Below are 25,625 nucleotides of genomic sequence, written 5' to 3'. Positions count from 1 at the left end.
TGTTCGCCGCCGTGACGGGGTGATGCCGGACGGGTGAGCCAAATGCCCCTGGCCGAGGCTGATTTGGTGCGGACCGCGCGGCTGCGGAGAGTCCGGGTGGGCGGTGTGCTAGGCATGTGACCATGCCGCTTCCGCATTTCGAGCTGACCAGTTCCCAGTACCGGATCCTGGCTGAAGCGTCGCTCCGATCCTTGCCGGACCCCGCGAACGACGAGGCATCCCAACAGGAGTGGTTCGTAAGGGATTTGGATCCGGAGGAGGCTCGGTCCGAGATCCCGGAGCTGGTCTTCCTCGGGCTCGTCGTGAGGGAGGGCCGCACTGTGGCCCTGACCGCTCTGGGCTCGGCCGTGCATCACCGAGCCGGTCAAGAGGCCGCCGAGGAACGACTTGCAGCCGTGGCCCGGCTCGCCGACGCGCTGGAGGATACGGCTCCTCGGCTGGCCCGTACGGTTCGACAGCTGGCGCAGGGAAGCATCTCGCTCGGAGAGGCGCTCGCCGAAGCGGCCGAGGGAGACTGACTGACGCCCGGACGTCAGGCAAGTCCGGATCCCGGTGCGAACAGGGTGTCTTCCTGGTGGTGCCGGGCCTTCCGCGCTCCCGGCGGGACGGGTAGAACTCCGGCCGTGGTCAGATCGGCGACGCTCACCACCTCGCCGGCAAGAATGTCGGAGAGCAACTCGCCCTGCGCAGGCGCCAGATCGGTGAGACGGCGCAGAGCCGAGAGCAGCTCGATCAGTTCGGTCGTCCACTCCTCCGGCCAGCTCTCGACATGGATGTCGTCCAGCGGACTGGTCTTCTTGCTGGTGGGAGAGGCCTTGCGGTAGCCGAACCACTTGTTCACAACACCCATACCGCCGACGTCATAACTCCAGACGGCCTCGGGTACCGGCGCGAAGGCTGCCCTGCCGACGTACAGGGTCTGGGCCTCGGCGTCGTAGCGCATCCTGGCGGGGAGGTCCTCACCGATGTGGCTCAGATACTTCACCTGTCGCTCATCCCCAGGCGCGAACTCGACATTCCGGGGCCGCACGGGCGACGGAGCCGCACCGCACTCTCCGTACGTGGAGGCCCAGAGCACCGCGCGGCCGAGCGAGACGGCCCGCTCCCACAGCTCCCGCTCCCGAGTGAGGGGGAGACGTACTCCCGGGGTGAGCAGTTCCTCGGTGAAATGCTCGGTGAAACCCCTGTGCCCGGCTACGGCAACCGTGTACGCCGCGAGGTCCTGGACAGTGACCCGTTCCACGTCGAGCACGCGGGCGAGGTACGGCAAGAGCCCGGCGGGAGTGTTCCCGGAGCCGTCCGGATGGAGAATCGGCAGAACCCGGCCGCCACGGCCGTTGAAGTGGTGTGTGTCGGGGAGCAGATGAGTCGCCACCACCGCCGGCCCGGAGTCGATGGCGTGGGACGACTGCTGGTTGAGGAAGATCTGCCCGGACTGGACGGCCGCCCACAGATCGGGCCGAGGGTAGTCGAGGACTCGATTGTCGGCGATGAGGTACTGGCGGTCGAAGCTGCGCTGCGCGATGCGTACGACTTCCGGAGTGGTGACAGTCTCCTGCCCCATGGGTAGCGCCGAACAGGTACGGCCCGGCAAGGGGTCCCTTCTGTCCGTCAGCGTCCGGTCGCGCGTCTCCTTGAACAGTCTGGCCTTCTCCGCGGGGTCGGTTTCCCGGACCATCCGGGCCCATCGGCGCCGTAGGGTCTCGGCGGACGGGGAGCTGACCCAGGAGCGGTTCGCCTTCGAACCGGGGCTGCCCCAGGGAAACAGGTCGGTCAGTTCCGGGAACGCGTCCCAACCCGAGTGCGTGGCCGGTGTGAACGGGCGAGGGCTCTCCGCATGGGTGTCGCGCCATCCGTCGTCGTCGAGGCGGACGTCCTTGATCTGGCGGAACTTGTCGGCTCGTCGCCCTGTCACCTCGCGGTAGTGGACGAGGGCCTGATGCCTCGGTCCACGTGCCGCGTCCGCCCTGCGGATGAAGATGTGGATCGCGAGGGGCTGGGCGACTCCCGGGAAGACCCGGTTCGGCACCGGGGCCCGCAGCCCCTCGGGCGAAAGGTTGATGATCCACCCTTCGTCGCAAGTACGCCGCAGATAGTCCCGCATACCTCGACCGCCGGGTCCTGTGGCCCATCCCGACGGGGTGATCAGGCAGACCACGCCGTGCCGGTCCTCTGGGTGGGCGTCGAAGACCTTCCAGGTCGCCCACCGCCAGAAGTACACGTACATGTTCTTGAGCACGTGCTCGTAGCGCCCGTTGCCCGGGTATCGGAAGGCGTCGAGAAGCGGTGGTTCCTGGCCGGCCGGGCGCTTCTCCACCCAGCCGCCACGGTCCTCCGCCCTGTCGTCGTAGGGAGGGTTGGTGACCACTGCGGTCACGGGTGTGCGCGCCTTGATGCGGTTGGCCCGTCGGCGGGAGTCGGCGAGAGCGTCGTAGGTGGAGGCCAGGTACTCCTCCTCCACGAACGGGTTGTCCAGGGTGTCCGTGACGAAGAAGCTCAGGCCGCTCCGTGGAAGGGGTGCCCCGTACCGTTTGAGCAGGTCGGACGCACGGAGTTCGGCGACCGCGAAGGGACCCATCTGGAGCTCGAACCCGAACAGCCTGGTGGCGAGCCGGGAGATGGCGTCGCGGGCCATCGCCTGCCCGTGACGGCGGGTCGCCTGCTCGGCGACCCGCTCGATGACGGTGTGGAGGAAGGTGCCGGTTCCCATGGCGGGGTCGATGATCTTCACCTCGTCCGCGCCGAATCCGTCCTCCTGGCCGAGTCGGGTACGGACGACATCCTCGGTGAGGCGGACCATCTCCTCCACGATCTCGTGAGGCGTGTAATAGGAGCCGCTCTGCTGGCGCAGCGCCGGGTCGTAGACCGTGAGGAAGTGCTCGTAGAGGTGGAGGTACGCGTCGCGGTTGCCTGATCGAATGACCTCCCAGTCCACCTTGGCGATACTGCGGGTCAACAGGTCGAGGGTGACGGTGAAGCGTTCGTTGATGTTGTCCGTGAGCAGTTGGAGTGCTTTGCCGATGAGGGCGTGGTCGGCGTCGAGACGACGGCCGATCTCGTGGAAGGAGTTGAGCTCCAGCTCGATGCCCTCGGTGTGGGCCAACAGGAGCGCGAAGGTGATGCTCTGGGCGTATCCGTCGGCGAAGGTCGCATCGTCGGCGGTCGGGAAGAGCAGCCGCCGCCAGTCGTTCCTGAGTCCGGTGAACGGGCGGGCCCGTATGTCGTCGTCGGGTGCCGAAGACCGTGCCTCGAAGCCGAGTTGCTCCACGACAGTGGCACGCAGCAGTCGGCACAGCGGTGCGATGTGCTGCACGAGGCGCGATACCTGCGCGATCCGTGGAGGGCTCCAGCGCAGGAACTGTTTCAGCAGGGCGTCGAACGCGGTGGGGTTGTCGACAGCGAGCTTTTCGCCGGCGCTGCTGAGCGCTCCGCGGAAGAAGACGGGGTCCCCGACCTGTTCGCCGTGGCGGAACAATCGCCACTCGGTCCCGTTCGAATAGAGGAGATTGGGCAGATCCCGGAGCTTCTCCCACTGCTCGCGGTTGTGCCGGGAAAACGTCTCCGGGTCCACGGACAGCCCGGGTCTCTTCAGTTCGATGTAGCCCGTGATGTCGTTGTTCGCCCGCACCGCGTAGTCGGGACGTACTCCCAAATCGGGCAGGCGATATTCGTCGTGCCAGGTCACATCGTGGAACTGGTGACGCTCGCCCACGGTCTTCAGCAACACCTCGAGTGGAGCACGTATGGCCGACTCCTGGCCGCCTCCGCCGGACAGTTTCCGTCGGCACTCCCGACCGAAAACCGCCACGGCGCTGTGTAACCAGCCGTACTCGTCATCAGGCATGTTCCCCCCGAATGAGAATCGCCCCGGGTCGACTGGATCCGGGGCATGCCACATGCAAGTCGGTGCGCCAAATGCGCTGCGCCTGACTGATCGTGACGGACCGTATCCGCCATGTCCATCCCCCGGGCCGAGAGTTGCCCGCTGGGCCCCCGGGAATCCGGTCCGTCTGCTCGATGCCGTGTGGGTCGAGTAGACGGACCGGCGGGAGGCTGACGTGTCAGCAGTCCCTGAACTCCGGTGACTGATTGAGTACTTGGGCCCGCACCGACGTGAACCGCGCATACGTCTCGCCGCCCAGCGCCCCCGGCCGGAACGCCGCCACCCGGTGGCAGTTCTGGAAAGCGAGGGCTACGCCGAAGTGGCGTTCCAGGCTGCCGCGGATCGCGTCGCTGGCCAGGGCGCGGAGGAGTTGGCCGCGTTCCTGTTCGGACGGGGGCGGGGTCTGGTTGTCGGTGAAGTCGCTTGCGCTGTCGGTGAGGTCGGTGGCGAGGCTCGCGATGAGGTTGTACGCGTACGGGAGGGACGTGCGGACCGTGTCCACGAAGTCCGCCTCGCGGATGTCACCGTGTTCGGCCTCGGCGAGGAGATTCGGGGAGACGTCGAGAGACATGAGATGAGGTGTCCTGTCCGGTAGGTGGGGGTGGGGGTGCGGAGTGGGTTGGTGTCAGGGGTGTGGTGTCCGGCCCGGTACGTAGTCCGGGTCCACCTGGGCCGACAGGTTCAGGCCCGTTGCCTTGTCCGCCCAGGCCTGGGCGTTGCGTAGGTGGAACTCGACCGCGTGGCGGTGGAGGGTCGGCCAGTCGCGGGGGTGGGTGTCGATCTCCTCGCGGATGACCGTCAGGGCGTGGTGGTTGTGTGGCTCCAACTCGCCCTGTGCGCGGCCCTGTTCGGCGGCGCGGACCCAGGGGGACTGGACCAGGTGGGTCAGGAGGTCGTCGCCCACTTCCTCCTTGAGGAAGAGGAGGTCGTCCTCGCCGGTGATCTTGTTGCCGATCACCGCGAGGCGGATGCCGAACTCCCGGGCGTGGTCGCGGTACTGGCGGTAGACGGAGACGCCCTTGCGGGTGGGTTCGGCCACCAGGAACGTGATGTCGAAGCGGGTGAACAGGCCGGAGGCAAAGGCGTCGGCGCCTGCTGTCATGTCGACCACGACGTATTCGCCGGGGGTGTCGACGAGGTGGTTCAAGTACAGCTCCACCGCGCCGAGTTTGGAGTGGTAGCAGGCCACCCCGAGGTCGCTCTCCTCGAACGCGCCCGTCACCATCAGCGGAACATCACCCGCCCGGCCCACATGGCGGGCGTGCACCTCGTCGTCGCCGAGCAGGCGCAGAAGGCGTGAGCCGCGCCCCGGTGGTGTGGTCTTGATCATGGCCTCGGGGGAGGCGATGCGCGGGTTGGTGCCGCGCAGGAAGTCCTTCAGGTCCGTGAGGTGGGCGGCCAGGGGTGGGGCGACGGCCGGTTCCGTCTGGGGGGACAGGGCCTCGGCCAGGTGCTGGTTGATGTCGCCGTCGATGGCGAGCACGGGGGCGCCGGAACGGTTCACGTGGCGGGCGAAGAGCGCCGACAGCGTGGTCTTTCCGCTGCCGCCCTTGCCGACGAACGCGACGCGCACTACCGGTCCGCCGCGATCGCAGTTTTGAAAATGAATGTCATGTGGCTAGGTTTTAGGGGGTGGCCGCGAGGCTGTCAAATCCAGTGGATCAAGGGCGATCCGGGGGTGATTCAAGGGTGATCAAGGCCTGGGAGTCTTAATGCATATGATGTGCAAGTGCTTGACTACTGCATCAGGGCGGCAGGCCCGGACGATATCGACGGTGCGCGTGCCGTGATGCTCGACACCGTCTACCGCGACTTCCGGACCGGCTACGTGCCCCGCTGGCACGGCGACATCATCGACCCGGCCGCCGCCTATCTCGACCCCGCTCGCCACACCCTGCTCGTGGCGCTCGACCCCGCCGACGGCGCGGTCGTGGCGACCGCCGCCCTCGATGCCCGTGGACCGGTCCACCCGCCGAACCCCCGCGAACTCGCCGCGCGCTACCCCTCCGGCGAGACCGCACAGCTGCGCCGCGTCTACGTCCGCCCCGCGCACCGCCGTCGCGGCCTCGCCCGGCACCTCGTCGCCGACCTCCTCGCGTTCGCCGCGGCCGACGGCGGCTACCGCGCCGTATATCTGCACACCGATCCCGCCGTGCCCGGCGCGGAGGCGTTCTGGCGGTCGCTCGGGAAGGTCGTGCACGACGAGCGCGACGATCCCGGGGGCGGGCAGGGGATCGTGCACTTCGAACTGGCGATGGGGCGATGACCGCGATGCGATTTCGACGTGTGAACGTCAGGGCAAGTAGTGCTCTCCGGGCGCCTGTTGGGCCTGTGCGGCGGTCTCGGCTGCTTCTCGCCCTCGTGCTCGCTCCGGTGCTTACTGGCTGTTTCGCCTCTGCCGGTGAGGAAGCCGGGGAAGGTGCCGGGGGTGCGACGTCCGGTTCGCGGTTGCGGGTGGCGCTCGCGTTTCCGCCCGCCGAGAGTCTCTCCCCGTACGGCGCCGACGCCACGATCCTCAGTCGTCTCGGGGTCACCGAGGGGCTGACCTCGCTGGACGCCAACGGTTCCGCCGCGCCCGCGCTGGCCCGGTCCTGGCAGCGGGAGAGTGACCGGAGTTGGCTGTTCACCCTGCGCGAGGCGACGTTCCAGGACGGCACCGATGTCACCCCGGGCCGGGTGGCCGCCGCCCTCGCGCATGCCACCGAGGCGAAGCCCGCGCCCGCCGCGCTGTCCGGCGTCACCCTCACCGCCGAGTCCGCGGGCGCCGACCGCCTGCGCATCACCACCAACTCACCCGACCCGGTACTCCCGTTGAGGCTGGCCGGACCTGCCCTCGCCGTGCTCTCCCCGAAGGCGTACGAGGCGAACGGGCGCGTCGATCCGGTCGGCACCGGCACCGGTCCCTTCGAGTTGACCAAGGTCACCGGTTCCACGGCCGCCACCCTCGACCGCTTCGACGACTACTGGGGCGGTCTCGCCCAAGCGCCCGGAATCGACGCACGGTTCATCGCGGACGGCACCGCCCGCACCAACGCGCTGCGCACCGGGCAGGTCGACATCGCCGAGGCGATACCCGTCGCGCAGGCCGCCACCCTCGACGCGGGCACCCGTCGCGAGACCGCCACCACCCGCACCACGAGCCTTCAACTCAACACGAGGACAGGCGTGTTCAAGGACCCCAGGCTCCGGGCCGCCGCCCGCGCGGCCGTCGACACCTCCGCACTCGCCAAGGGTGTCTACGAGGGGCATGCCGACGCCGGTGCGGGTATCTACGGCCCCGCCGTCACCTGGGCCGCGGGCAAGCGTGAGCAACCGGTCGGGCGGGCGAAGGCCGTAGTGGCCGGCGGGCGGACCGTCACTGTCGCGACGTACGACAACCGGCCCGAACTCCCCGAAGTTGCGCAGGTGTTGAAGCAGCAGCTCGAACAGGCCGGATTCAAGGTCGAGTTGGAGGTGCGCGAGTACTCGCGGATCGAGAGCGACGCGCTGGCCGGAAAGTTCGACGCGTTCGTCGTCGCCCGCAACACGCTGGTGGACACGGGGGATCCGGTGGCCGTGCTCGCCAGCGACTACACCTGCGACGGCGGATACAACCTCGCCCTGCTGTGCGACACGGACGTCGACCGTGCCGTCGCGAAGGCCGAGGGCACCGCCGACACCTCCGCACGGCAGAACGCGGCGATGGTGGCCGAGGCCGAGATCCTGGGCGCCGACGCCGTCGTGCCGCTCGTGCACCAACGGGTCGTGACCGGCGTCGGTTCGTCCGTCGAGGGCGTGCTCCTCGACCCGTACGAGCGCACCCTCGTCGGCCCCGGAACGCGGCGCTGAACCATGCCGCACCGCACGGCCACGCTCCTGTGGCGCGCCTTCCTCGCGGCCGCCCTGGTGTGTGCCGTGGGGCTGCTGCCCTGGCTCTCCCGCACCGACCCCGCACTCACCGTCCTGAAGGCACGGTCGGCGGAACGCGACCCCGACCCCGAGGTGCTCGCCGCCGTCCGGGCCCAACTCGGCCTTGACGACGGCCCGTTGCACCTCCTCGGCCAGTGGCTCGCCGGTCTGCCCCGCGGCGACGCCGGACGCTCCTGGATCTCCGGCGCCGAGGTCATGCCCGGCCTGCTCCAAGCGCTGGGCGCGTCCCTGCTGTTGATGAGCGCGGCGGCGCTCGTGGCCGTCGTCACCGCCGGGTCGGTGTGTGCCCGGACGCTGCGGCGGGGTGGGCGCGCGATCGAAGGGTCGGGTGGGGGTGGGGCCGGACTCCTGGGCGTGCAGAGGGAGTTCATCGCGCGGCGGCATCGCGGTCGGCCGGCGGAGTTGCCCAGCGGAAGCCGGTCCGCCGAGCCCGCCGTGCGGCCGTGGCGCTTCGCCCGCCGCCCGGTCGAGCGCGCCGGAGGCACTGGCTCCGCCGTCCTCCCCGCGCGGCCGGAACTCCCCACCCGCCGCCGATCACCTCGCCCCGTCGATCACGCCGGAGGCACCCGCTCTGCCGTGCTCGCCGCGCTTCCCGAGTTCCTCATCGCCTCCGTGCTCGCCACCGTCGTCGGGGTGCAGCTCGGGTGGTTGCCTGCGCTCGGGTGGTACGGGCCGCGGTGGGTGGTGTTGCCGGCGCTTGCGCTCGGGTTGCCTGCCGGGGCCGTGCTCGGGCGGTTGCTGGATGATCTGTTGCCGGGGGCGTTCGGGGAGCCGTGGGTGCGGGCCGCGGCCGCGCGGGGGCTCTCCGGGCGGCGGATCGCCCGGCAGGCCGTACGGCGGTGTCTGCCCGGGCTGCTGCCCAACATGGGCTTGTTCGTGGTGGGGTTGACCGGCGGGGCCGTCGCCGTCGAGCAGATCTTCGACATACCGGGGCTCGGGCGGACGACCCTCCAGGCAGCCCTGGCCCAGGACCTGCCCGTTCTGCAGGCCGGCACCCTCGCTCTCCTTCTCCTCGCCGCAGTCGCCGCCGGACTCACCCGGCTCGCGGCACGGCTCCTCATCGGCCCCGCACTCGGCGCCGACGCGCTCCCCTCCCTGCACGGCCCCTTCACCTCAACTGGCCGACGCACACTGCCCGTTGTGTACGGCGTCCTCCTCCTCGGTGTCGTCGCGCTCGGCCTGCCCCGCGATCCGCTCGCCCTCGACATCGGACTGCGGCTCCAACACCCCACCCGGGCCCACCCGTTCGGCACCGACGCGCTCGGCCGGGATCTGCTCGCGAGGGTCGCCCACGGTGCCGTCGACACCCTGCTGCTCGCCCTCGCGATCAGCGCCGTCGCGCTCGGAGTCGGCGTACTGCTCGGCTTGTTGCCCCGGGTCTCCGGGCCGCTCGTCGACACAGTGAACGCCGTACCGCCGGTCCTGGCCGCGCTGTTGGTCACCGCCGTCGCGGGCAGCGGAGCGGCGACACCCGCCCTCGCCGTCGCCGCGCTCGCCTGGACGCCCCTCGCGGCACACACCTCCGCGCTGCTGCGTCAGGAACGTTCCACCCTGCATGTGACCGCCACCCGGGGTCTGGGCGCGGGCCGTTGGTACATCCTGCGCAACGCACTCCTGCCCGCCGTGCTGCCGCCCGTCACCCGGCACGCGCTGCTCCGCCTGCCCGGAGTCGCCCTCGCACTCGCCTCGCTCGGCTTCCTCGGCCTCGGCGCGCAACCGCCCTCCCCGGAATGGGGTCTGCTCCTCGCCGAGAACCAGCCCTACGCCGAACGCGCACCCTGGGCCGTCCTCGCCCCCGCCGCGGTCCTCGCCCTCCTCGGCGCGCTGGCGGTCACGGCGGCGAGAGGCGCGGGACAAGAGGACTCGCCGTCAAGGGAGTTGGCCGCCCGGTGACCTCCGTGGCCCTTGCGCGGACCTCGCTCTCGCCCTTGCTTCGGCTGCTGATCCTCACCCAACTCGCCTTCAACATCGGGTTCTTCGCCGTCCTGCCGTTCCTCGCCGAGCACCTGGCGGATGTGATCGGCATGGCGGGTTGGCTGGTTGGGCTCGTGCTCGGGCTCAGGACCTTCAGCCAGCAGGGGCTGTTCGTGGTGGGCGGGGCCCTCGCCGACCGGTACGGCGTACGGCCCGTGGTGCTCGCGGGGTGCGCCCTGCGGATCGCCGGGTTCGGCTGGCTCGGCTACGCGGCGAACACCTGGTCCGTCGTCGGGGCCGTACTCCTCATCGGGTTCGCCGCCGCCCTGTTCTCGCCGGCGGTGGAGTCGGAGGTGGCGCGGCAGGCCGTCGAGTGGGAGGCGGCGGGCGGGGGTTCACGCACCCGGGTGCTCGCGCTGTTCACCGTCTCCGGTCAAGTCGGCGCGTTCGCGGTGCCGTTGCTCGGGGCGCTGCTGCTCGCGGTGGACTTCCGGGTGGCGTGTCTGGCCGGGGCCGGGGTCTTCGTGCTCGTGCTCGCCGGGCATGCGTGGCTGCTGCCGCAGCACATTCCCGGGCGGACGCGTATCAAGGAGAGGGGTGGCGCACGGGCCTTGGTGCGCAACCGGCCCTTCCTGGCGCTCTGTTGTGCCTATGGCGCCTATCTCCTCGCCTACAACCAGCTCTACCTGGCGCTCCCCGAGGAGGTGGAGCGCGCGGCGGGCTCGCAGACGCCGCTGGCCTGGCTGTTCGCGCTGTCCTCGGTGCTCGTGGTGACCGCGCAGCTGCCCGTCACCCGGTGGGCGGGGGAGCGGCTCGACCCGCGCCGGGCCATGACGGCCGGGCTGTCGCTGATCGCGGCGGGGTTCGCGCTCGTGGCGGTCGCCCGGCCCGCCGAACTCACCGGTACCGCAGGGGTGTTGCCCGCCACCGGCTTTGTCGTCCTGCTCACCCTCGGCCAGATGCTCGTCGCCCCCGTCGCCCGCGCCTGGGTCCCCGACCTCGCCGAACCCGGCCGCCTCGGCCTCTACACCGGCGCCCTGTCCTCCGTCTCCGGGCTGATCGTCCTCGTCGGCAGCGCGGCCACCGGCACCCTCCTCGACACGGGGCTGCCCGCGGCCGTTCCTTGGCTGGTGCTGGCCGCCGTACCGATGGCGGCGGTCGGGCTGCTGCCGCGCTCGCCACAGAACCCGGCATCCTCCCCACCCCTCTCACTTCCTGAACACCCAACCCCTGAACACCCACCCCCTGAACAAGGCACCCTCTGAACACCCCGCCCCCCACCCCCGTACCAACCCATGAACCAGATATGAGCTGCCCCCGAAACCGCCATCGGCGACAACGGCGGCAGCGGCGCGTGGGAGGATCCGTCACCATGAGCGCTTCCCCGGCGGTTCGGAGTCTGCGCGCCGCGGTGTTCGCCGCGGTGTGTGTGCTGCTGGCTGCCGCCGGGCACGGGCTCGCGACCGGGGCGACGCCGCCGTGGTGGGCGGACGGTGCCGGGTTCCTCGTCGTGTTCGTGATGGCGTGGCTGCTCGGCGCGCGGGAACGGTCCCTGCCCGGGATCGGGGCCGCGATGCTCGCCACCCAGGCCGGACTCCACCTCGGGTTCGACGTCGCCCGGCCGCGCAACGGCGGTATGGCGATGGCCGGGATGGCGCACATGTCGGGGCACGCCATGGCGCCCATGCGGCAGTCGCAGGCGATGACCCCGCACGCCGTGGCCGCTCACCTCGTCGCCGCGCTCGTCGCGGCCTGGTGGCTGCGGCGCGGGGAGGCCGCCCTGTGGTCGCTGCTGCGCTGGGCCGTCGCGTTCGTACCGGGCCTCGTCGCCTGGTGGCGCGACGTCCCCGCCCTCCAGCCCGCCCGCACCGCCGGCCGCCCCGGACGCACCGCCGCCGGCGCGGCCCCCCTGCGGCAGCTTCTCCTCCGGCACGCGGTCAGCCGTAGAGGACCACCGATCGCGATCCCGTACCCGGTCTGATCACCCAACTCCCTTTTCCCGTACGGAGATCGCCTCACCATGTCCGCTCACCGCACCACCCTGCGCCGCGCAGGCACCGTCGCCGCGCTCGCCACCGCCGGAGTCCTGGCCGCCGCCGGGGTCGCCTCCGCGCACGTCACCGTGCACCCCGAGAGTTACGCCAAGGGAGCCACGGACGGCGTCCTCACCTTCCGTGTCCCCAACGAGGAGGACAAGGCCAGCACCACCAAGGTCCAGGTCTATCTGCCCACCGACCACCCCGTCCTCGGCGTTCTGGTCACCCCGCAGAACGGCTGGACCGCGAAGGTCACCACCAGCAAGCTGAAGACGCCGGTCAAGACCGACGACGGCACCATCACCGACGCGGTCTCGCAGATCACCTGGACCGGCGGGAAGATCGGGGCCGGGCAGTACGAGGACTTCAACGTCGCGTTCGGTCAACTGCCCGACGACACCGACCAGTTGGCGTTCAAGACGCTCCAGACGTACTCGGACGGCAATGTCGTGCGCTGGATCGAGGAGGCCGCGGCGGGCGACGACGAGCCGGAGAACCCGGCGCCCGTCCTCAAGCTCACCGCGAAGGAGAGCGAGGACGGCGACGCGACCCCGGCCGCCTCGGCCTCGGCGGCGGCCGGCTCCGCGAAGTCCGGCTCCGACGCCTCCTCGTCGAGCAGCGCGTCGGACAGCGACTCGACCGCCCGCGGGCTCGGCATCGCCGGGCTGATCGTCGGCGTCCTCGGCCTCGCGGCCGGCGCGTTCGCGATCGTACGCAGCCGGACCCCGCGGTCGTAGAACAGAGGCCGTAGAGCCACAGAGGCCGTAGAAGAGGCCGTAGCACTCACGTAGGACGCCAAAAGGCCCGGATCAGCAGTGATCCGGGCCCTTCGGCGCGACCGTCCCTACTGCGAGACGAGTTCCAGCAGCTTCTCCTCCGCCGGAAGCTCCTCGACGAGGGAGGTGCGCGAGGTGCGCCGGAGCCACAGGATGTCGCGGCCGAAGGACCAGACGAGCGTGCCGAGCGCGAGGGCCACCACGGCGATGTTGGCCGCGTACGGCAGCAGGTTCGCGCCCGCGAGGAGAAGCAGGATGCCCTGCGTGGCGGCGACCGTCTTGCGGGCCGTGCTCGGCGGCAGCGGGGCGTTGAGCCACAGCCAGACGCGGGCCGCGGCGACGAACGCGTAGCGCATCGCGCCGATCAGCAGGACCCACGGGCCGAGCTGGGTGGAGACGTAGACGCTGAGCACCAGGATGAGGAACGCGTCGACCTCCATGTCGAAGCGCGCGCCCAGTGCGGTGGAGGTACCCGTGCGCCGGGCGACCTTGCCGTCGACGCCGTCCAGGATCAGGGCCACCGCCGTCAGACCGACGAACAGGGTGACCGGCGGCGAGCTCTCGAAGGAGTCCGCGACCAGCGCGGTCACCCCGCCGACCAGGATCGCCCGGCCCAGGGTGACCCGGTTGGCCGGGCCGAAGGAACGCGTCCGGGTCCGGTGCAGGGCCTTGGAGAGCACGGCCCAGGTGGCGATCGCGAACGCCAGGCCGGTCAGCCAGCCCGCCGGGCCCATCCCGATCGCCGTGCCGAGCAACGCCAGCAACAGGATCTGAACGCCCGCTCCCACAGCGGTCTCCTGCTGGACCAGCCTTGCTTCGTATGTGTTGTTCAGGGCCACCGCACACCCTCCGGCCGTATGACAGAGTCGATCAACGCCGCGTACTGTGCGCGGCCTGTGGTTACCCGTACGTGAACAGCTTCCCGATCGTTCAGGAGGATCCCGATGAAGCGCACCGCGAGGGCGTTTTGGACCGGTCCACCCGGTCACGGCGAGATACGCGACGTCGTCCTGCCCGACCCCGTCGAGGGCGAGGTGGTGGTCCGTTCCCTGTGGTCGGGCGTGAGCCGCGGCACCGAGACCCTGGTCTTCCGCGGGGGCGTCCCCGAGAACCAGCGCACGACCATGCGGGCGCCCTTCCAGGAGGGCGACTTCCCGGGCCCGGTGAAGTACGGCTACCTCAATGTGGGGGTGGTGGAGGAGGGACCGGACGCGTTGGCCGGCCGCACCGTCTTCTGCCTCTATCCGCATCAGACGCGCTACGTCGTCCCCGCGAGCGCGGTGACACCGGTGCCGGAGTCGGTGCCCGCCGGGCGGGCCGTGCTCGCCGGGACCGTGGAGACCGCCGTGAACGCGCTGTGGGACGCGGCGCCGCTGGTCGGTGACCGGATCGCGGTGGTCGGCGGCGGGATGGTCGGCTGCTCGGTGGCCGCGCTGCTGGCCCGCTTCCCGGGCGTACGCGTCCAGTTGGTGGACGCCGACCCGGCGCGCGCGAAGACCGCCGAGGCGCTCGGTGTCGGCTTCGCGCTGCCGGCGGACGCGCTCGGGGACTGCGACCTCGTCGTGCACGCCAGCGCCACCGAGCAGGGCCTCGCCCGCGCGCTGGAACTCCTCACCGCCGAGGGCACCGTCCTCGAACTCAGCTGGTACGGCGACCGGAAGGTCAGCCTCCCGCTCGGCGAGGCGTTCCACTCGCGGCGCCTGGTGATCCGCAGCAGCCAGGTCGGGACCGTGTCCCCGGCGCGTGCCAGTCGCAGCTACGCCGACCGGCTCGCGCTCGCCCTGGACCTCCTCGCCGACCCCGCGCTGGACGCGCTCGTCACCGGCGAGAGCGACTTCGAAGAACTGCCCGAGCTGCTGCCGAAGCTGGCCTCGGGGGAGATCCCGGCGCTGTGCCACCGGGTCCGTTACGCCGACATCGGCTGAGAACCGTTCAATTCCGTACGAGCAAGCGCGTCTGACCTGAGAAAAGAGTGAGAGAGGGCTGAACAGGGGGAGGCGTGGAGCCGTACTACACGGCATCCCCCGGCAGGGATCAGCCGGAGGACCAGACGCGCCGCACCTGGAGGGTCGTCCGTTGTTCAGCATCACCGTCCGCGATCACATCATGATCGCCCACAGCTTCCACGGCGAAGTGTTCGGTCCCGCGCAGCGGTTGCACGGAGCCACGTTCCTGGTGGACGCCACCTTCCGGCGCGAGCAGCTGGACGACGACAACATCGTCGTCGACATCGGACTGGCCACCCAGGAGCTCGGTGCCGTCGTCAGCGAGCTGAACTACAGAAACCTCGACAACGAGCCAGACTTCGCCGGCGTCAACACCTCGACGGAGTTCCTCGCGAAGGTCATCGCCGACCGGCTCGCCGAGCGGATCCAGAAGGGCGCGCTCGGCGAGGGCGCCCGGGGTCTGACCGGCCTCCAGGTCACCCTGCACGAGTCGCATGTCGCCTGGGCGAGTTACGAGCGTGCCCTGTGAGCGACATGACCATCGACCGTGCCACCCCCTCGCTGGGATTCCTGCCCGCGCAGCGCGCGGCCTCCCGGAATGCCGAGATCATCCCCATGTCCCTGCGCACCGTGCACTTCGTGATGCCGGGCGGTGTCGACGACCCGGCCACGCCGAGCGGCGGCAACGCCTACGACCGCCGCGTCAGCCTGGACCTGCCCGGCTTCGGCTGGCAGGTCCACAAGCACGCCGTGGACGGCGAGTGGCCCCGGCCCGGCGCGGACGCCCGCGCCGAACTCGCCCGGGTACTGCGCGAGTTGCCGGACGGCGCCGCCGTCCTCATGGACGGGATCGTGGCCTGCGGGGTCCCCGAGATCATCGTCCCGGAGGCCGACCGCCTGAGCCTGGCCGTCCTCGTCCACCTCCCGCTCGGCGACGAGACCGGCCTCGATGCCGCCGTCGCCGCCGAGTTGGACGCCAAGGAGCGCGCGGTCCTCCGCGCGGTGTCCGCGGTCATCGGCACCAGCGAATGGGCGGTCCGCCGCCTCGTCTCGCACCACGGCCTCGCCCCCGACCGGGTCCATGTCGCCACCCCGGGCGCCGACATCGCGCCCCTCGCCTCCGGCACCGACGGAGTCTCCCGCCTCCTGTGCGTGGCCACGCTGACCCCGCGCAAGGGCCAGCACCGGCTGATCGAGGCCCTCGCCGCCGCGGCCGACCTGCCGTGGACCTGCGTCTGCGTCGGCGGCTTCGGCAACGATCCGGAGTACATCGACCACCTGCGCGGCCTCATCGAGCGCCACGGCCTCCAGGACCGGCTGCACCTCGCCGGCCCGCGGGCCGGCGCCGCACTCGACGCCACCTACGCCTCCGCCGACCTCATGGTCCTCATGTCGTACGCCGAGACGTACGGCATGGCCGTCACCGAGGCCCTCGCCCGGGGCATCCCGGTGCTGGCCACGGACGTCGGCGGGCTGCCCGAGGCGGTCGGCCGCGCCCCCGACGGAGGCGTGCCCGGCATCCTCGTCCCGCCGGAGGACCCCGCGGCGCTCGCCGCCGAACTGCGCGGCTGGTTCGGCGAGGCCGACGTACGGCGGCGTCTCAAGGCGGCGGCCCGGGGCCGGCGCGCGGCCCTCGACGGGTGGGCCACCACGGCCCGCAGCCTGGCCGGTGTCCTCACCCGCCTCCCCAGCGAACCCCGGAGGGCGGCATGAGGAAGACGGCCACCACGGCACAAGCTGCACGGATCCCGGCGCAGCCGGGGCCCAGGGGCGTACCGCTGGGCATGCTGGTCGCCCCGGCGCAGGCCGACGCGAAGGACCTGACGGCTGGACAGCCGGGGCCGGAGGACATCATGGGTGGAACGGTCCGAGCGGACGCCGGCGAGCAGGCGGAGCCGGGTTCCGTGATCCCCGGCGCCGGACCCGCGAACGCGCCCGGCGAGCGGGCGACCGTACGGCTGCGGGACGTCGGACCCGACGACCCGCCGCGCTACGCGCCCGAGTGGCTGGAGCTGCGGGAGGGCGCCGACGCCGTCGCGCGGGCGGGAGACCTGCTCGACCCGCTGCGCATCCGGCTCGCCAACCTGCCGGGCCGCTCTGGGGTCGTCATCCACGACCTGGGCTGCGGCACCGGTTCGATGGGACGCTGGCTCGCGCCCCGCCTGGACGGCCCCCAGCACTGGATCCTGCACGACCGCGACCCCTACCTCCTCCACTTCGCCGCCGTGGCCTCGCCGCGCGCCGCCGCCGACGGCAGCCGCGTCACGGTCGAGACCCGGCGCGGCGACGTGGCCCGGCTGACCCCGGACGCGCTGGTCGGCGCCTCGCTGGTGACGGCCTCCGCGCTCCTGGACGTCCTCACCCGCGAGGAGGTCGACGCCCTCGTCACCGCGTGCGTCGGCGCCGGGTGCCCGGCGCTGCTCACGCTGTCGGTGGCGGGCCGGGTCGAGATCACCCCGGCCGACCCGATGGACGAGGAGATCGCCGACGCGTTCAACGCCCACCAGCGGCGCGACGGCCTCCTCGGCCCGGACGCGGTCACCGTCACCTGCGAGGCCTTCGCCGCGCACGGCGCCACGGTCCGCGTCCACCCCAGCGCCTGGCGGCTCGGCCCCGACGAGGCCCCGCTGACCGCCGAGTGGCTGCGCGGCTGGGTCGGCGCCGCCGTCGAGGAGCGCCCCGAGCTGAAGGACCGCGCCGACCGCTATCTCCGGGACCGCCTGGAGGCGTGCGCGGCAGGGGAGTTGAGCGTGCTCGTCCACCACAGCGATCTGCTGGCACTGGCCCGGCCGACGGGGGGCACACGATGAGCGTGGAGACGATGAGGACGGTCGCACCGAGGCCCGGCACCCGGACCCGCAGGGTGCGCGTGGAACGGTCCGCGCCGGTCGCGCTCGAACCGCGCACCGAGACCGCCGTGGAGGAGGTGCGGCTACGACCCGGGCACGCCCCGGCGCTGCACAGCTCGGCCGTCTCCGGCGACCGTATCGGGGTGATCGTCGCCGCCCCGCGCCCCGGCACCGACCGCGCCTCCGGCGCCCGCCGTGTGCTGCGCGCGATCCTGAACCGGGTGAACTCCCGCGCCGTGCGCACCCACTTCGGCACCGTCGCCGGCATCACCATCCTCGGCGTCCTCCTCTGGCGCCTCGGCACCGGCGTCTTCCTGGACGGCCTGCGCCGCATCGACGCGCCGACCCTGCTGATCGGGCTCGCGATCGGCGTGGTCACCACGGTGTTCAGCGCCTGGCGCTGGGCCCTGGTCGCGCGCGGCCTGCGCATCAAGCTGCCGCTCGGCCCGGCCGTCGCCGACTACTACCGCGCCCTGTTCCTCAACGCGGCCCTGCCCGGCGGCATCCTCGGCGACGTGCACCGCGCGGTACGCCACGGACAGAGCGCCGGTGACATGGGCCGCGCCGTCCGCGCCGTCGTCCTGGAGCGCGTCGCGGGCCAGATCGCGCTGGCCGTCGTCGGGGTGGCGATCCTGCTCGGTCTCGACTCCCCGGTGATGTCCGAGGTCCGCGGCATCGCCCCGCTCGTTCTGCTCGCCGCCCTCGGAGCACTGGCCGTCGTGGCCGCCGTACGCATGAACCGCCCGGCCGCGGCCACCCGCAGGGGCCGCGCCCTGCGCACCACCCTCGACGAGGCCCGCGCCGGACTGTTCTCCCGCGCCAACTGGCCCGGCGTCACGGTCTCTTCGCTGATCATCCTCGCCGGCCACCTCGCGATGTTCGTGGTCGCCGCCCGCGCCGCCGGGTCCGCCGCCACCGTGGCCCAGCTGCTGCCGATCGCGGTCCTCGCGCTGGTCGCCATGGGCCTGCCGCTGAACGTCGGCGGCTGGGGACCCCGCGAGGGCGTCACCGCCTGGGCGTTCGGCGCCGCGGGCCTCGGCGCGAGCAGCGGCCTGTCCGTCTCGGTGATCTACGGCGTCCTCAGCTTCGTCGCCGCGCTGCCCGGCCTGGCCGTGCTGATCGTCCGCTGGGGCGCGCAACTGCGCACCGGCGGATCCGGCACCGGTGTACCGGACCCGGCGCCCGCTCAGTCCTCCGCGGTCAGCACCGAGAAATACGCGCCGAAGGAATCGGCGAGGCTCGCCAGCAGCGCCTTCCCCTTTTCCGCCGAGCCGAGGGACGGGCGCCCGATGACGCCCGACTCGGTATAGCCGGACATACCGAGCGTCAGGAGATGGCGACGGTCGTCGGCGACGAAATCGGAGGTCTCATATCCGGGACGGATCAATTCGGGATGAGCGTGCAGAAGAATGGAGGTCTCGATTTCCCCCGCGTGCATATCGGTGAGCAGCGAGGTCAGCACCCCGGCCCGCTCCAGCGCCGTCTCCCAGTCCTCGGCGGCCGGGAACAGCGCCATCCGCTCACCGCGCGCGGAGGACTCCTGAACGACGTTGCCCAGGACGTAGTTACCGCCGTGACCGTTGACCACCACCAGGGTCTCGACCCCCGACCGGCGGAGCGAGTCCGCGATGTCCCGCACCACCGCATGAAGGGTCACGGAAGAGATGCTGACGGTCCCCGGCCAGGCCGCGTGCTCGTGCGAGCAGGCCATCGTCACCGGAGGGAGGAGATGCACCGGGTATGCCGCGGCGATCTCCCGGGCCACGGCACAGGCGACCAACGTGTCGGTCGCCAGCGGGAGATACGGGCCGTGCTGCTCGAAACTGCCGACCGGAAGGACAGCTACCTGTGTTGAGACATCCGCCCCCCTGACCCTCACGTCCTCCGTGGTGTCCGCCGGCACCAGTCCGTATGCCGCCGTCCGTGAGCCCGAACCATTCATTGTTTCACGGCCTTTCGTCTCTGCTTAGGAACCAGATCATGACAGAAAACATTGGCGTACTCGGCAAGAAGAAGTCTCCACAGCCCACCGGCGTGGAACGCGTCGTGAATGCTCCCTTGCCCACCGTGTACGGCAAATTCCAGGCGATCGGTTACCTGGACCACGACCGCGGTGACGAGCAAGTGGCCCTGGTCTACGGCGAGATCGGCACGGACGAGGTGCTCACCCGGCTGCACTCCGAGTGCCTGACGGGCGATGCCTTCGGCTCCCAGCACTGCGAGTGCGGCGACCAGCTGGACGCCGCGATGCGGGCTGTGGTCGCCGAAGGGCGGGGCATCGTCGTCTACTTGAGAGGCCACGAGGGCCGAGGGATAGGCCTGCTCGCCAAGTTGCGCGCGATGGCCCTCCAGGCGGAGGGCCTCGACACCGTCGAGGCGAACCTCGCCCTCGGCCTGCCGGTCGACGCCCGCGACTACGGCGTGGCCGCCGAGATCTTGCACGACCTGGGCGTCGCGAGCGTCCGCCTTATGTCCAACAACCCGCGCAAACGCGAGGCGTTGATCGACCACGGCATCCAAGTCGTCGAAGAGGTACCGCTGTTGATCCCGCCGTGCGAGAACAACATCACCTATCTCCGCACCAAGCGGGAGCGCCTCGACCACCGCCTGCCCCATTTGGACGCGGTGGCGCACTGGTCCTGATTCCGGTGAGCGGAGTCCGGATAGGAAGAGGGAATGACCGACGACGTCCTCTTCCTCTCCGGCGACCGGGTCACGGACCTGCTCGACGCCGACGCGGCCATCGCCTCGCAGCGCGCGGCCTTCACCGCGCTCGGTGACGGCACCGCCGACCTGCCCGGCAAGATCATGCACCCGAGCCGCTTCGACGACAGCGTCGTCTTCGCCTACGTCTCCCGGCTGTCGGCGGACACCGGGGCGGTGGCGAAGTTCGGCAGCGTCAACCCGGCCAACGCGCGGGCCGGACTGCCCACGATCCACGCGGTGATCAGCGCCCTGGACCCGGTCACCGGGCAGCTGGTCGCGGTCATGGACGGCACGGCGGTGACGACCCTGCGCACGGCCGCTGGCAGTGCCGTCGCCGTCGACGTCCTGGCCGCCCCGGACGCCACCCGCCTCGCCGTCCTCGGCTCCGGCACCCAGGCCCTCGCCCATGTCCGCGCGATCGCCCGGGTCCGGGACCTGACCTCCGTACACCTGTGGAGCCCGGACCCCGGGCGCCGCACCCGGGCCGCCGAGACCCTGGCCGCCGAACTGCCGTTCCCCGTCGAGCCGTCGGCCACCGCGAGGGAAGCCGTCACCGGCGCCTCCGTCGTGGCGGCCTGCACGCTCAGCACCACCCCCGTGGTGCACGGCGAATGGCTCGCCCCCGGCTGCACTGTCGTCAGCGTCGGCTCCTTCGAACCCACCCGCAGCGAGGTCGGCCCGGACGTCCTACGGCGTTCCGCGGCCGTCGTGGCCGACGACCCGGAGACGGCCGCCGAGCACGCGGGACCGATCGTCGGCGCCCTGCGCGAGGGCCTGTTGACCCCCGACGACCTGATCCCGCTCGGCGCCGTCCTCACCGGCCGCCGCGCCGCCCGTACCCGATCCGACGACATCGTCTACTACAACAGCGTCGGCCTCGGCATCCAGGACGCGGCCGCGGCCTGGGCCGTCATCGACGCGGCCAAGAAGGAGCGCCCGTGAACCGTCAGGCAGAGGTCGTCGTCATAGGCGGCGGGGTCATCGGCACCAGCATCGCCTACCACCTGGCCCGCGCCGGCGTCCGGGACGTCGTCCTCGTCGAACGGGACGAACTCGCCGCCGGATCCACATCCAAGGCGGCAGGGGGAGTCCGGGCCCAGTTCTCCGACGTCCTCAACGTGCAGCTCGGCGCCCGCAGTCTGGAGGCCTTCGCCCGCTTCGAGGAGGACACCGGGTACGACATCGGGTTACACCGCGTCGGCTACCTCTTCCTCCTCTCCACCCCCGAGGACGTCGCGTCCTTCGAGGCGGGCGTCCGGCTGCAGAACTCCCTCGACGTGCCCAGCCGCATGATCGACCCCGCCGAGGCCCGCCGCCTCTCCCCGCTGATCAGCACCGACGGCCTCCTCGCCGCCGCCTACTCGCCCGACGACGGCCACTGCACCCCCGAGGCCGTCGTCCACGGCTACGCCTCCGCCGCCCGCAACCACGGCGCGACGATCCTGCGCCACACCGACGTCACCGGCATCGAGACCCACGGCGACACCATCACGGCGGTGGTCACGACCCTCGGCCGCATCGACACCCGCACGGTGATCTGCGCGGCCGGCGCCTGGTCCAGGGCGATCGGCGCGATGGCGGGCGTGGACCTCCCCGTGCAGCCGCTGCGCCGCCAGATCGCGGTCACGGAGCCGGTGTCAGGTCTCCCGCCGACGCTCCCCATGACGATCGACTTCAGCACCAGCCTCTACTTCCACACCGAGGGCCCCGGCCTCCTCGTCGGCATGTCCGACCCCGACGAGCGGCCCGGCTACGCCACCGACACCCACGACCGCTGGATCCCCCGCCTCGCCGAGGCCATGCGCCACCGCGCCCCCGACCTCCTGGCGCTGCGCCGCACCGGCGGCTGGGCGGGCCTGTACGAGAACACGCCGGACCACAACGCCCTGATCGGCGAGGCGACTTCGGTCTCGCGCTTCCTCTACGCCACCGGCTTCTCCGGCCACGGTTTCCTCCAGGGACCGGCCGTCGGCGAGGTCGTCCGCGACCTGTACCTCGGCCACGTACCCTTCGTGGACGTCAGCCCCCTGAGCGCCGGCCGGTTCGCGGCCGACGCCCCGCGTCCGGAGGTCAACCTGGTATGACCGAGCTCCAGCTGTGGCTCCGCCACGAGGCCCGCACGACCGAACGCCGCACCCCGGTCGTCCCCTCCGACGCCCGCCGCCTCGTCGAGCACGGGGTGACCCTCACGGTCGAGGAGTCCCCGCAGCGGATCTTCCCGATCGAGGACTACGAGGCGATCGGCGCCCGTGTGGCCCCCGCGGGCTCGTGGGTGTCGGCGCCGGAGGGCACGGTGATCCTCGGCCTGAAGGAACTCCCGGACGATCCGGCCGAGTTGACCCACCGGCACATCTTCTTCGGGCACGCCTACAAGGGCCAGCCCGGTGCGGGCGACCTGCTGGGCCGGTTCGCGGCCGGAGGGGGAGCACTGCTCGACCTCGAATACCTGGTGGACGACAAGGGCCGCCGCCTCGCCGCGTTCGGCTTCTGGGCGGGCTACCTGGGCGCGGCGCTCGCCGTCCTCCAGCACCGGGGCCGCCTGGTCGCGCCGTTGACACCCACGTCGAAGGAAGAGCTGGACAGCACGCTCCAACCCGCCGACGGCGACCAGGAGTTCAGCGCCCTGGTGATCGGCGCTCTGGGCCGCAGCGGACGCGGAGCACGCGTCGCGTTCTCCACGGCCGGGATCGACCCGACCTGCTGGGACCTCGCCGAGACCCAGAACCTCGACCGCCCGGCCCTGTTGGCCCACGACGTCCTGGTCAACTGCGTCCTGGCCACGACCCCGGTCCCGCCCTTCCTCCGGGAGCCGGACCTCGACGACCCGGCTCGCCGCCTCCGCACGGTCTCCGACGTCACCTGCGACGTCGGCTCCCCCCTCAACGTCCTGCCGGTCTACGACCGCACGACCGAATGGGACGCCCCGGTACGGCAGTTGCACGCGCGTCCGCCGCTCGACCTCATCGCCATCGACAACCTGCCGTCCCTCCTCCCGAAGGAGTCCAGCACCGACTTCTCGGCCGCGCTGCTGCCCCACCTCCTCGACTTCGGGAGAGCCGAGGCGTGGCGACGCGACCTGGACCTGTTCCGTACGAAGTCCCGTGAACTCGGAATCGCCGTGGCGGAAGGGGAGTTGGGCCATGTCTGACGTGGTGCGCGCGAGCGGTACCGTCCACTGGATCGGCGCCGGGCTGTCCACGGGCAGCGGTCTCGCCCTGCTGTGCGACACGGCCGAGCGGGTACGGCTGTGGCACCGCACCGAGGAGCGCGCGGCACAGGCCCTCGATCACCTGGGCCTGACGGGACGTGCCGAGCCCCGGGCGTTCGGACTCGCCGCGCTCACGGCCGAGTTGGCGCCCGGCGACGTCGTCGTCTCCATGCTGCCCGCGCCCGAGCACGCGGCGCTGCTGGCCGTCTGCGTGCGGCGGCGGGCGCACTTCGCCTGCTCCAGCTATGTGTCGGAGGCCGTCCTGGAACAGGTACCGGCGGCGGAGAAGGCCGGGATCGTCGTCCTCACCGAGGCCGGTCTCGACCCCGGCATCGACCACCTCTTCGCCCACAGCCTCGTCGCCCGCGCCCGCGAGGCGATCGGCGACGAGGCCTCGTACAGCCTCACCTCGTACTGCGGCGGGGTGCCCGCGGTGCCCAACGACTTCCGGTACCGGTTCAGTTGGGCCCCGGCCGGGGTGCTGGGCGCGCTGCGCTCACCGGCGCGGTACCTGGAGGACGGCGAGGAGACCACGGCCGAACGCCCGTGGGAGGTCACCCGGCCGCATGTCGTCGACGGGGAGACCTTCGAGGTCTATCCGAACCGGGACAGCGTGCCGTTCATCGAGCAGTACGGCCTGCCGACGGGCTGGCGGCCCCGGACCTTCGTGCGCGGCACGCTGCGGCTCGAAGGCTGGCTGCGGGCCTGGGACGCGGTGTTCGAGGAGCTGAAGGCAGGCGACGACGCCCGGATCGCCGCGCTGGCACGGGAGTTGGCGGCCACCTACCCCACCACGGACGCCGACCACGACCGGGTCGTCCTCGCGGTGTCCCTCGATGTCGCGGGCGCCAAGGGCGAGACCTGGTCCGGCAGTTACCTCCTCGACCTGGTCGGTGACGAGGAGGAGAGCGCGATGGCCCGCTGTGTCTCCCGTCCCCTCTCCCTCGCCGTCCGCCACATCCTGTCCGACGACCTGCCGTCCGGGCTGAACCGGGCGGCGGAGACGGCGGAACGGTCACGGGAGTGGCTGAGCGAACTGGCGGGGGAGGGACTGGAGTTCACGCTGAGGGTCGATCAGTAGGTAGCGGTGCCGGGGCCGGGCCCCGGCCGGTGACGGACTCGGCGCCCTCGGCCCGTGCCCACCCCGTCGCACCGCTCGCCTCAGCCCGTGATCGCCTCGTGCACCAGCTGCTTCAGCTCGGGGATGATCTTCAGTGAGTGCTTCGGCCGCAGCTGGGTCATGAACTGCACGGTGAGGTCGCGGCCCGGGTCCACCCAGAACGTCGTCGTCGCCGCCCCGCTCCACCCGAACGCGCCCAGTCCCATGGGGGATTGGGTGCGCTCGGGATCGATGACCACGGAGACGCTGAGGCCGAAGCCCATCCCGTCGTTGCCGGGTTCCTGGTGCGCGGGGCTGCCGAAGGCGCGCATGTCGGCGCCGCCGGGAAGCTGGTTGCTGGCCATGAGGTCGACCGTCTCGGGTGCGAGGAGCCGCGTGCCGTCGAGTTCGCCCCGGCGGCGCAGGAACTCCGCGAACCGGTGCACGTCGTACGGGCTCGCCGCCATTCCGCCGCTCCCCGACAGGAACCGCGGCCGGCCGCCCCGCAGCGGCAGCCCGGCGATCGGCTCGATCCCGCCGCCGTCGGCGTCGCCGTACAACTCCGAGAGCCGGTCGGCCTTGTCGTCCGGGACCTGGAAACCGGCGTCCGGCATCCCGAGCGGGCGGAAGATCCGCTCGGCGAAGAACTCGTCGAGCCGCTGCCCCGAGACCACTTCGATGACGCGGCCGAGCACGTTCGAGGCGACGGAGTAGTTCCACTGCGTGCCCGGCTCGAACTGCAGCGGCAGGCTCGCGTAGATGTCGATGGCCTCGGCGAGGTTCGCGCCGGGCGGCACGGACGACTCCAGGTGCGCGTCCCGGTACAGGGCGTCGACCGGGTGCGAGTGGTAGAACGCGAACGTCATGCCCGAGGTGTGGGTCATCAGGTGGCGGATCAGCATCGGCTGCTCCACCGGCCGCGTCTTCACATCGGCGCCGGAGCCGCTGTCGTAGACCCGCATGTCCGCGAAGGCCGGCAGGTGGTCGCCGACCGGGTCGTCCAGGGAGAGCTTGCCCTCCTCCATCAGGATCAGCGCGGCGACCGCCGTGACCGGCTTGGTCATCGAGTAGATCCGGTACAACGTGTCCGACGTGACCGGGAGTCGGGCCGCGACATCGCGGTGCCCGTGCGCGGTGAGGTGGGCGACGCGACCGCCGCGGGCCACGGACACCAGGAAGCCCGGCAGGCGCTCCACGTCGACGTAGTGGGCGAAGTGCTGGTCCAGGCGGTCCAGCGCCTTGTGATCCAGTCCGACCTCGTCCGGGTCGACCTCTTGTCGCAGCTGTGCCATGGCTCTC

At 71.5% G+C, this 25,625-nt stretch carries 22 protein-coding genes and 1 pseudogene; 17 read left to right on the top strand and 6 right to left on the bottom strand.

Annotation, left to right across the window (positions count from 1 at the left end):
• The first annotated feature begins 116 nt into the window (after window positions 1-116).
• Entirely contained in the window at window positions 117-518 is a 402-nt protein-coding gene (locus OHT77_RS08535) for a hypothetical protein (RefSeq protein ID WP_328827470.1), read from the top strand.
• Between the two features lie 14 nt (window positions 519-532).
• Here OHT77_RS08535 and OHT77_RS08530 read toward each other — a convergent pair whose 3' ends face one another.
• The 3 genes from OHT77_RS08530 to OHT77_RS08520 all read right to left on the bottom strand — a co-directional run bounded on the left by OHT77_RS08530 (window position 533) and on the right by OHT77_RS08520 (window position 5,456).
• Window positions 533-3,727 (bottom strand): type ISP restriction/modification enzyme, encoded by a 3,195-nt coding sequence (locus OHT77_RS08530; RefSeq protein ID WP_328827469.1) that lies wholly within the window; start codon window positions 3,725-3,727, stop codon window positions 533-535.
• A 334-nt stretch (window positions 3,728-4,061) separates the two neighbouring features.
• The gene (locus OHT77_RS08525; protein WP_328827467.1) at window positions 4,062-4,454 is read right to left on the bottom strand and encodes an SCO5389 family protein; all 393 of its coding nucleotides are present in this window, start codon (window positions 4,452-4,454) and stop codon (window positions 4,062-4,064) included.
• A 54-nt stretch (window positions 4,455-4,508) separates the two neighbouring features.
• Complete coding sequence (locus OHT77_RS08520) at window positions 4,509-5,456, bottom strand: ATP-binding protein (RefSeq protein WP_328827466.1); 948 nt, start codon at window positions 5,454-5,456, stop codon at window positions 4,509-4,511.
• A gap of 156 nt (window positions 5,457-5,612) precedes the next feature.
• Here OHT77_RS08520 and OHT77_RS08515 point away from each other — a divergent pair, with 156 nt between their 5' ends.
• From OHT77_RS08515 to OHT77_RS08490, 6 genes are all read left to right on the top strand, one after another.
• Window positions 5,613-6,149 (top strand): GNAT family N-acetyltransferase, encoded by a 537-nt coding sequence (locus OHT77_RS08515; RefSeq protein WP_328827464.1) that lies wholly within the window; start codon window positions 5,613-5,615, stop codon window positions 6,147-6,149.
• A 5-nt stretch (window positions 6,150-6,154) separates the two neighbouring features.
• Window positions 6,155-7,711: an ABC transporter substrate-binding protein gene (locus OHT77_RS08510; RefSeq protein WP_328827463.1), complete on the top strand. Its 1,557-nt coding sequence runs from the start codon at window positions 6,155-6,157 to the stop codon at window positions 7,709-7,711.
• Window positions 7,712-7,714: 3 nt separating this feature from the next.
• Entirely contained in the window at window positions 7,715-9,685 is a 1,971-nt protein-coding gene (locus OHT77_RS08505) for an ABC transporter permease subunit (protein ID WP_328827462.1), read from the top strand.
• Window positions 9,682-10,971 (top strand): MDR family MFS transporter, encoded by a 1,290-nt coding sequence (locus OHT77_RS08500; RefSeq protein ID WP_328827461.1) that lies wholly within the window; start codon window positions 9,682-9,684, stop codon window positions 10,969-10,971. Before OHT77_RS08505 ends, OHT77_RS08500 begins: the two co-directional genes overlap by 4 nt.
• Window positions 10,972-11,078: 107 nt before the next feature.
• Window positions 11,079-11,687, top strand: coding sequence for a hypothetical protein (locus OHT77_RS08495; RefSeq protein WP_328827459.1), 609 nt, complete (start codon window positions 11,079-11,081; stop codon window positions 11,685-11,687).
• 39 nt (window positions 11,688-11,726) lie between these two features.
• A complete protein-coding gene (locus OHT77_RS08490) occupies window positions 11,727-12,479 on the top strand; it encodes a YcnI family copper-binding membrane protein (protein ID WP_328827458.1) in 753 nt (250 codons plus the stop codon).
• A 107-nt stretch (window positions 12,480-12,586) separates the two neighbouring features.
• On the opposite strand, the gene OHT77_RS08485 is transcribed toward OHT77_RS08490, so the two are convergent.
• Complete coding sequence (locus OHT77_RS08485; protein WP_328827457.1) at window positions 12,587-13,357, bottom strand: CDP-alcohol phosphatidyltransferase family protein; 771 nt, start codon at window positions 13,355-13,357, stop codon at window positions 12,587-12,589.
• Window positions 13,358-13,462: 105 nt separating this feature from the next.
• Between OHT77_RS08485 and OHT77_RS08480 the strand changes: the two genes are divergently transcribed.
• From OHT77_RS08480 to OHT77_RS08460, 5 genes and pseudogenes are all read left to right on the top strand, one after another.
• Window positions 13,463-14,443: a zinc-dependent alcohol dehydrogenase gene (locus OHT77_RS08480; RefSeq protein WP_328827456.1), complete on the top strand. Its 981-nt coding sequence runs from the start codon at window positions 13,463-13,465 to the stop codon at window positions 14,441-14,443.
• Between the two features lie 151 nt (window positions 14,444-14,594).
• Window positions 14,595-14,993 carry a 6-pyruvoyl trahydropterin synthase family protein gene (locus OHT77_RS08475; RefSeq protein WP_033285811.1) on the top strand — a complete coding sequence of 133 codons (399 nt, stop codon included), beginning with the start codon at window positions 14,595-14,597 and terminating at the stop codon, window positions 14,991-14,993.
• Window positions 14,994-14,998: 5 nt separating this feature from the next.
• The gene (locus OHT77_RS08470) at window positions 14,999-16,177 is read left to right on the top strand and encodes a glycosyltransferase family 4 protein (RefSeq protein WP_443047955.1); all 1,179 of its coding nucleotides are present in this window, start codon (window positions 14,999-15,001) and stop codon (window positions 16,175-16,177) included.
• A 140-nt stretch (window positions 16,178-16,317) separates the two neighbouring features.
• Entirely contained in the window at window positions 16,318-17,274 is a 957-nt protein-coding gene (locus OHT77_RS08465) for a trans-aconitate methyltransferase (RefSeq protein WP_401324677.1), read from the top strand.
• Window positions 17,271-18,359, top strand: a pseudogene (locus tag OHT77_RS08460) (lysylphosphatidylglycerol synthase transmembrane domain-containing protein); the annotation flags it as partial. The gene OHT77_RS08465 and the pseudogene OHT77_RS08460, both read left to right, overlap by 4 nt.
• A gap of 140 nt (window positions 18,360-18,499) precedes the next feature.
• Here the strand turns inward: OHT77_RS08460 and OHT77_RS08455 are convergent.
• Window positions 18,500-19,255: a creatininase family protein gene (locus OHT77_RS08455; protein ID WP_328827452.1), complete on the bottom strand. Its 756-nt coding sequence runs from the start codon at window positions 19,253-19,255 to the stop codon at window positions 18,500-18,502.
• 38 nt (window positions 19,256-19,293) lie between these two features.
• Here OHT77_RS08455 and ribA point away from each other — a divergent pair, with 38 nt between their 5' ends.
• From ribA to OHT77_RS08430, 5 genes are read left to right on the top strand one after another with little or no spacing between them, the layout of a single operon-like run.
• The gene (gene ribA, locus OHT77_RS08450) at window positions 19,294-19,956 is read left to right on the top strand and encodes a GTP cyclohydrolase II (protein WP_266774191.1); all 663 of its coding nucleotides are present in this window, start codon (window positions 19,294-19,296) and stop codon (window positions 19,954-19,956) included.
• Between the two features lie 33 nt (window positions 19,957-19,989).
• Entirely contained in the window at window positions 19,990-20,961 is a 972-nt protein-coding gene (locus OHT77_RS08445) for an ornithine cyclodeaminase family protein (RefSeq protein WP_328827451.1), read from the top strand.
• Window positions 20,958-22,103 (top strand): NAD(P)/FAD-dependent oxidoreductase, encoded by a 1,146-nt coding sequence (locus OHT77_RS08440; RefSeq protein WP_328827449.1) that lies wholly within the window; start codon window positions 20,958-20,960, stop codon window positions 22,101-22,103. The genes OHT77_RS08445 and OHT77_RS08440 overlap by 4 nt, the downstream gene beginning before the upstream one ends.
• Window positions 22,100-23,167: a saccharopine dehydrogenase gene (locus OHT77_RS08435; protein ID WP_328827447.1), complete on the top strand. Its 1,068-nt coding sequence runs from the start codon at window positions 22,100-22,102 to the stop codon at window positions 23,165-23,167. The genes OHT77_RS08440 and OHT77_RS08435 overlap by 4 nt, the downstream gene beginning before the upstream one ends.
• Window positions 23,160-24,308, top strand: a complete 1,149-nt coding sequence (locus OHT77_RS08430) for a saccharopine dehydrogenase family protein (RefSeq protein WP_328827446.1) — start codon at window positions 23,160-23,162, stop codon at window positions 24,306-24,308. Before OHT77_RS08435 ends, OHT77_RS08430 begins: the two co-directional genes overlap by 8 nt.
• 80 nt (window positions 24,309-24,388) lie before the next feature.
• Here OHT77_RS08430 and OHT77_RS08425 read toward each other — a convergent pair whose 3' ends face one another.
• Complete coding sequence (locus tag OHT77_RS08425; RefSeq protein ID WP_328827445.1) at window positions 24,389-25,618, bottom strand: serine hydrolase domain-containing protein; 1,230 nt, start codon at window positions 25,616-25,618, stop codon at window positions 24,389-24,391.
• Between the last annotated feature and the right edge of the window lie 7 nt (window positions 25,619-25,625).

It is taken from the genome of Streptomyces sp. NBC_00252 (genome assembly GCF_036187565.1).
Classification (GTDB): Bacteria; Actinomycetota; Actinomycetes; order Streptomycetales; family Streptomycetaceae; genus Streptomyces.
The sequence above is the reverse complement of the archived record's forward strand: the minus strand, read 5'-3'. Positions and strand labels throughout refer to the sequence as shown.

Bases quoted from the DNA above. Each gene is read 5' to 3' on its own strand.
- OHT77_RS08480 (WP_328827456.1), top strand. From the start codon at position 13,463: ATGAAGCGCACCGCGAGGGCGTTTTGGACCGGTCCACCCGGTCACGGC.
- OHT77_RS08525 (WP_328827467.1), bottom strand. From the start codon at position 4,454: ATGTCTCTCGACGTCTCCCCGAATCTCCTCGCCGAGGCCGAACACGGT.
- OHT77_RS08490 (WP_328827458.1), top strand. From the start codon at position 11,727: ATGTCCGCTCACCGCACCACCCTGCGCCGCGCAGGCACCGTCGCCGCG.
- OHT77_RS08495 (WP_328827459.1), top strand. From the start codon at position 11,079: ATGAGCGCTTCCCCGGCGGTTCGGAGTCTGCGCGCCGCGGTGTTCGCC.
- OHT77_RS08435 (WP_328827447.1), top strand. From the start codon at position 22,100: ATGACCGAGCTCCAGCTGTGGCTCCGCCACGAGGCCCGCACGACCGAA.
- OHT77_RS08455 (WP_328827452.1), bottom strand. From the start codon at position 19,255: ATGAATGGTTCGGGCTCACGGACGGCGGCATACGGACTGGTGCCGGCG.
- OHT77_RS08510 (WP_328827463.1), top strand. From the start codon at position 6,155: ATGCGATTTCGACGTGTGAACGTCAGGGCAAGTAGTGCTCTCCGGGCG.
- ribA (WP_266774191.1), top strand. From the start codon at position 19,294: ATGACAGAAAACATTGGCGTACTCGGCAAGAAGAAGTCTCCACAGCCC.
- OHT77_RS08425 (WP_328827445.1), bottom strand. From the start codon at position 25,618: ATGGCACAGCTGCGACAAGAGGTCGACCCGGACGAGGTCGGACTGGAT.
- OHT77_RS08430 (WP_328827446.1), top strand. From the start codon at position 23,160: ATGTCTGACGTGGTGCGCGCGAGCGGTACCGTCCACTGGATCGGCGCC.
- OHT77_RS08470 (WP_443047955.1), top strand. From the start codon at position 14,999: ATGACCATCGACCGTGCCACCCCCTCGCTGGGATTCCTGCCCGCGCAG.
- OHT77_RS08445 (WP_328827451.1), top strand. From the start codon at position 19,990: ATGACCGACGACGTCCTCTTCCTCTCCGGCGACCGGGTCACGGACCTG.
- OHT77_RS08465 (WP_401324677.1), top strand. From the start codon at position 16,318: ATGGGTGGAACGGTCCGAGCGGACGCCGGCGAGCAGGCGGAGCCGGGT.
- OHT77_RS08505 (WP_328827462.1), top strand. From the start codon at position 7,715: ATGCCGCACCGCACGGCCACGCTCCTGTGGCGCGCCTTCCTCGCGGCC.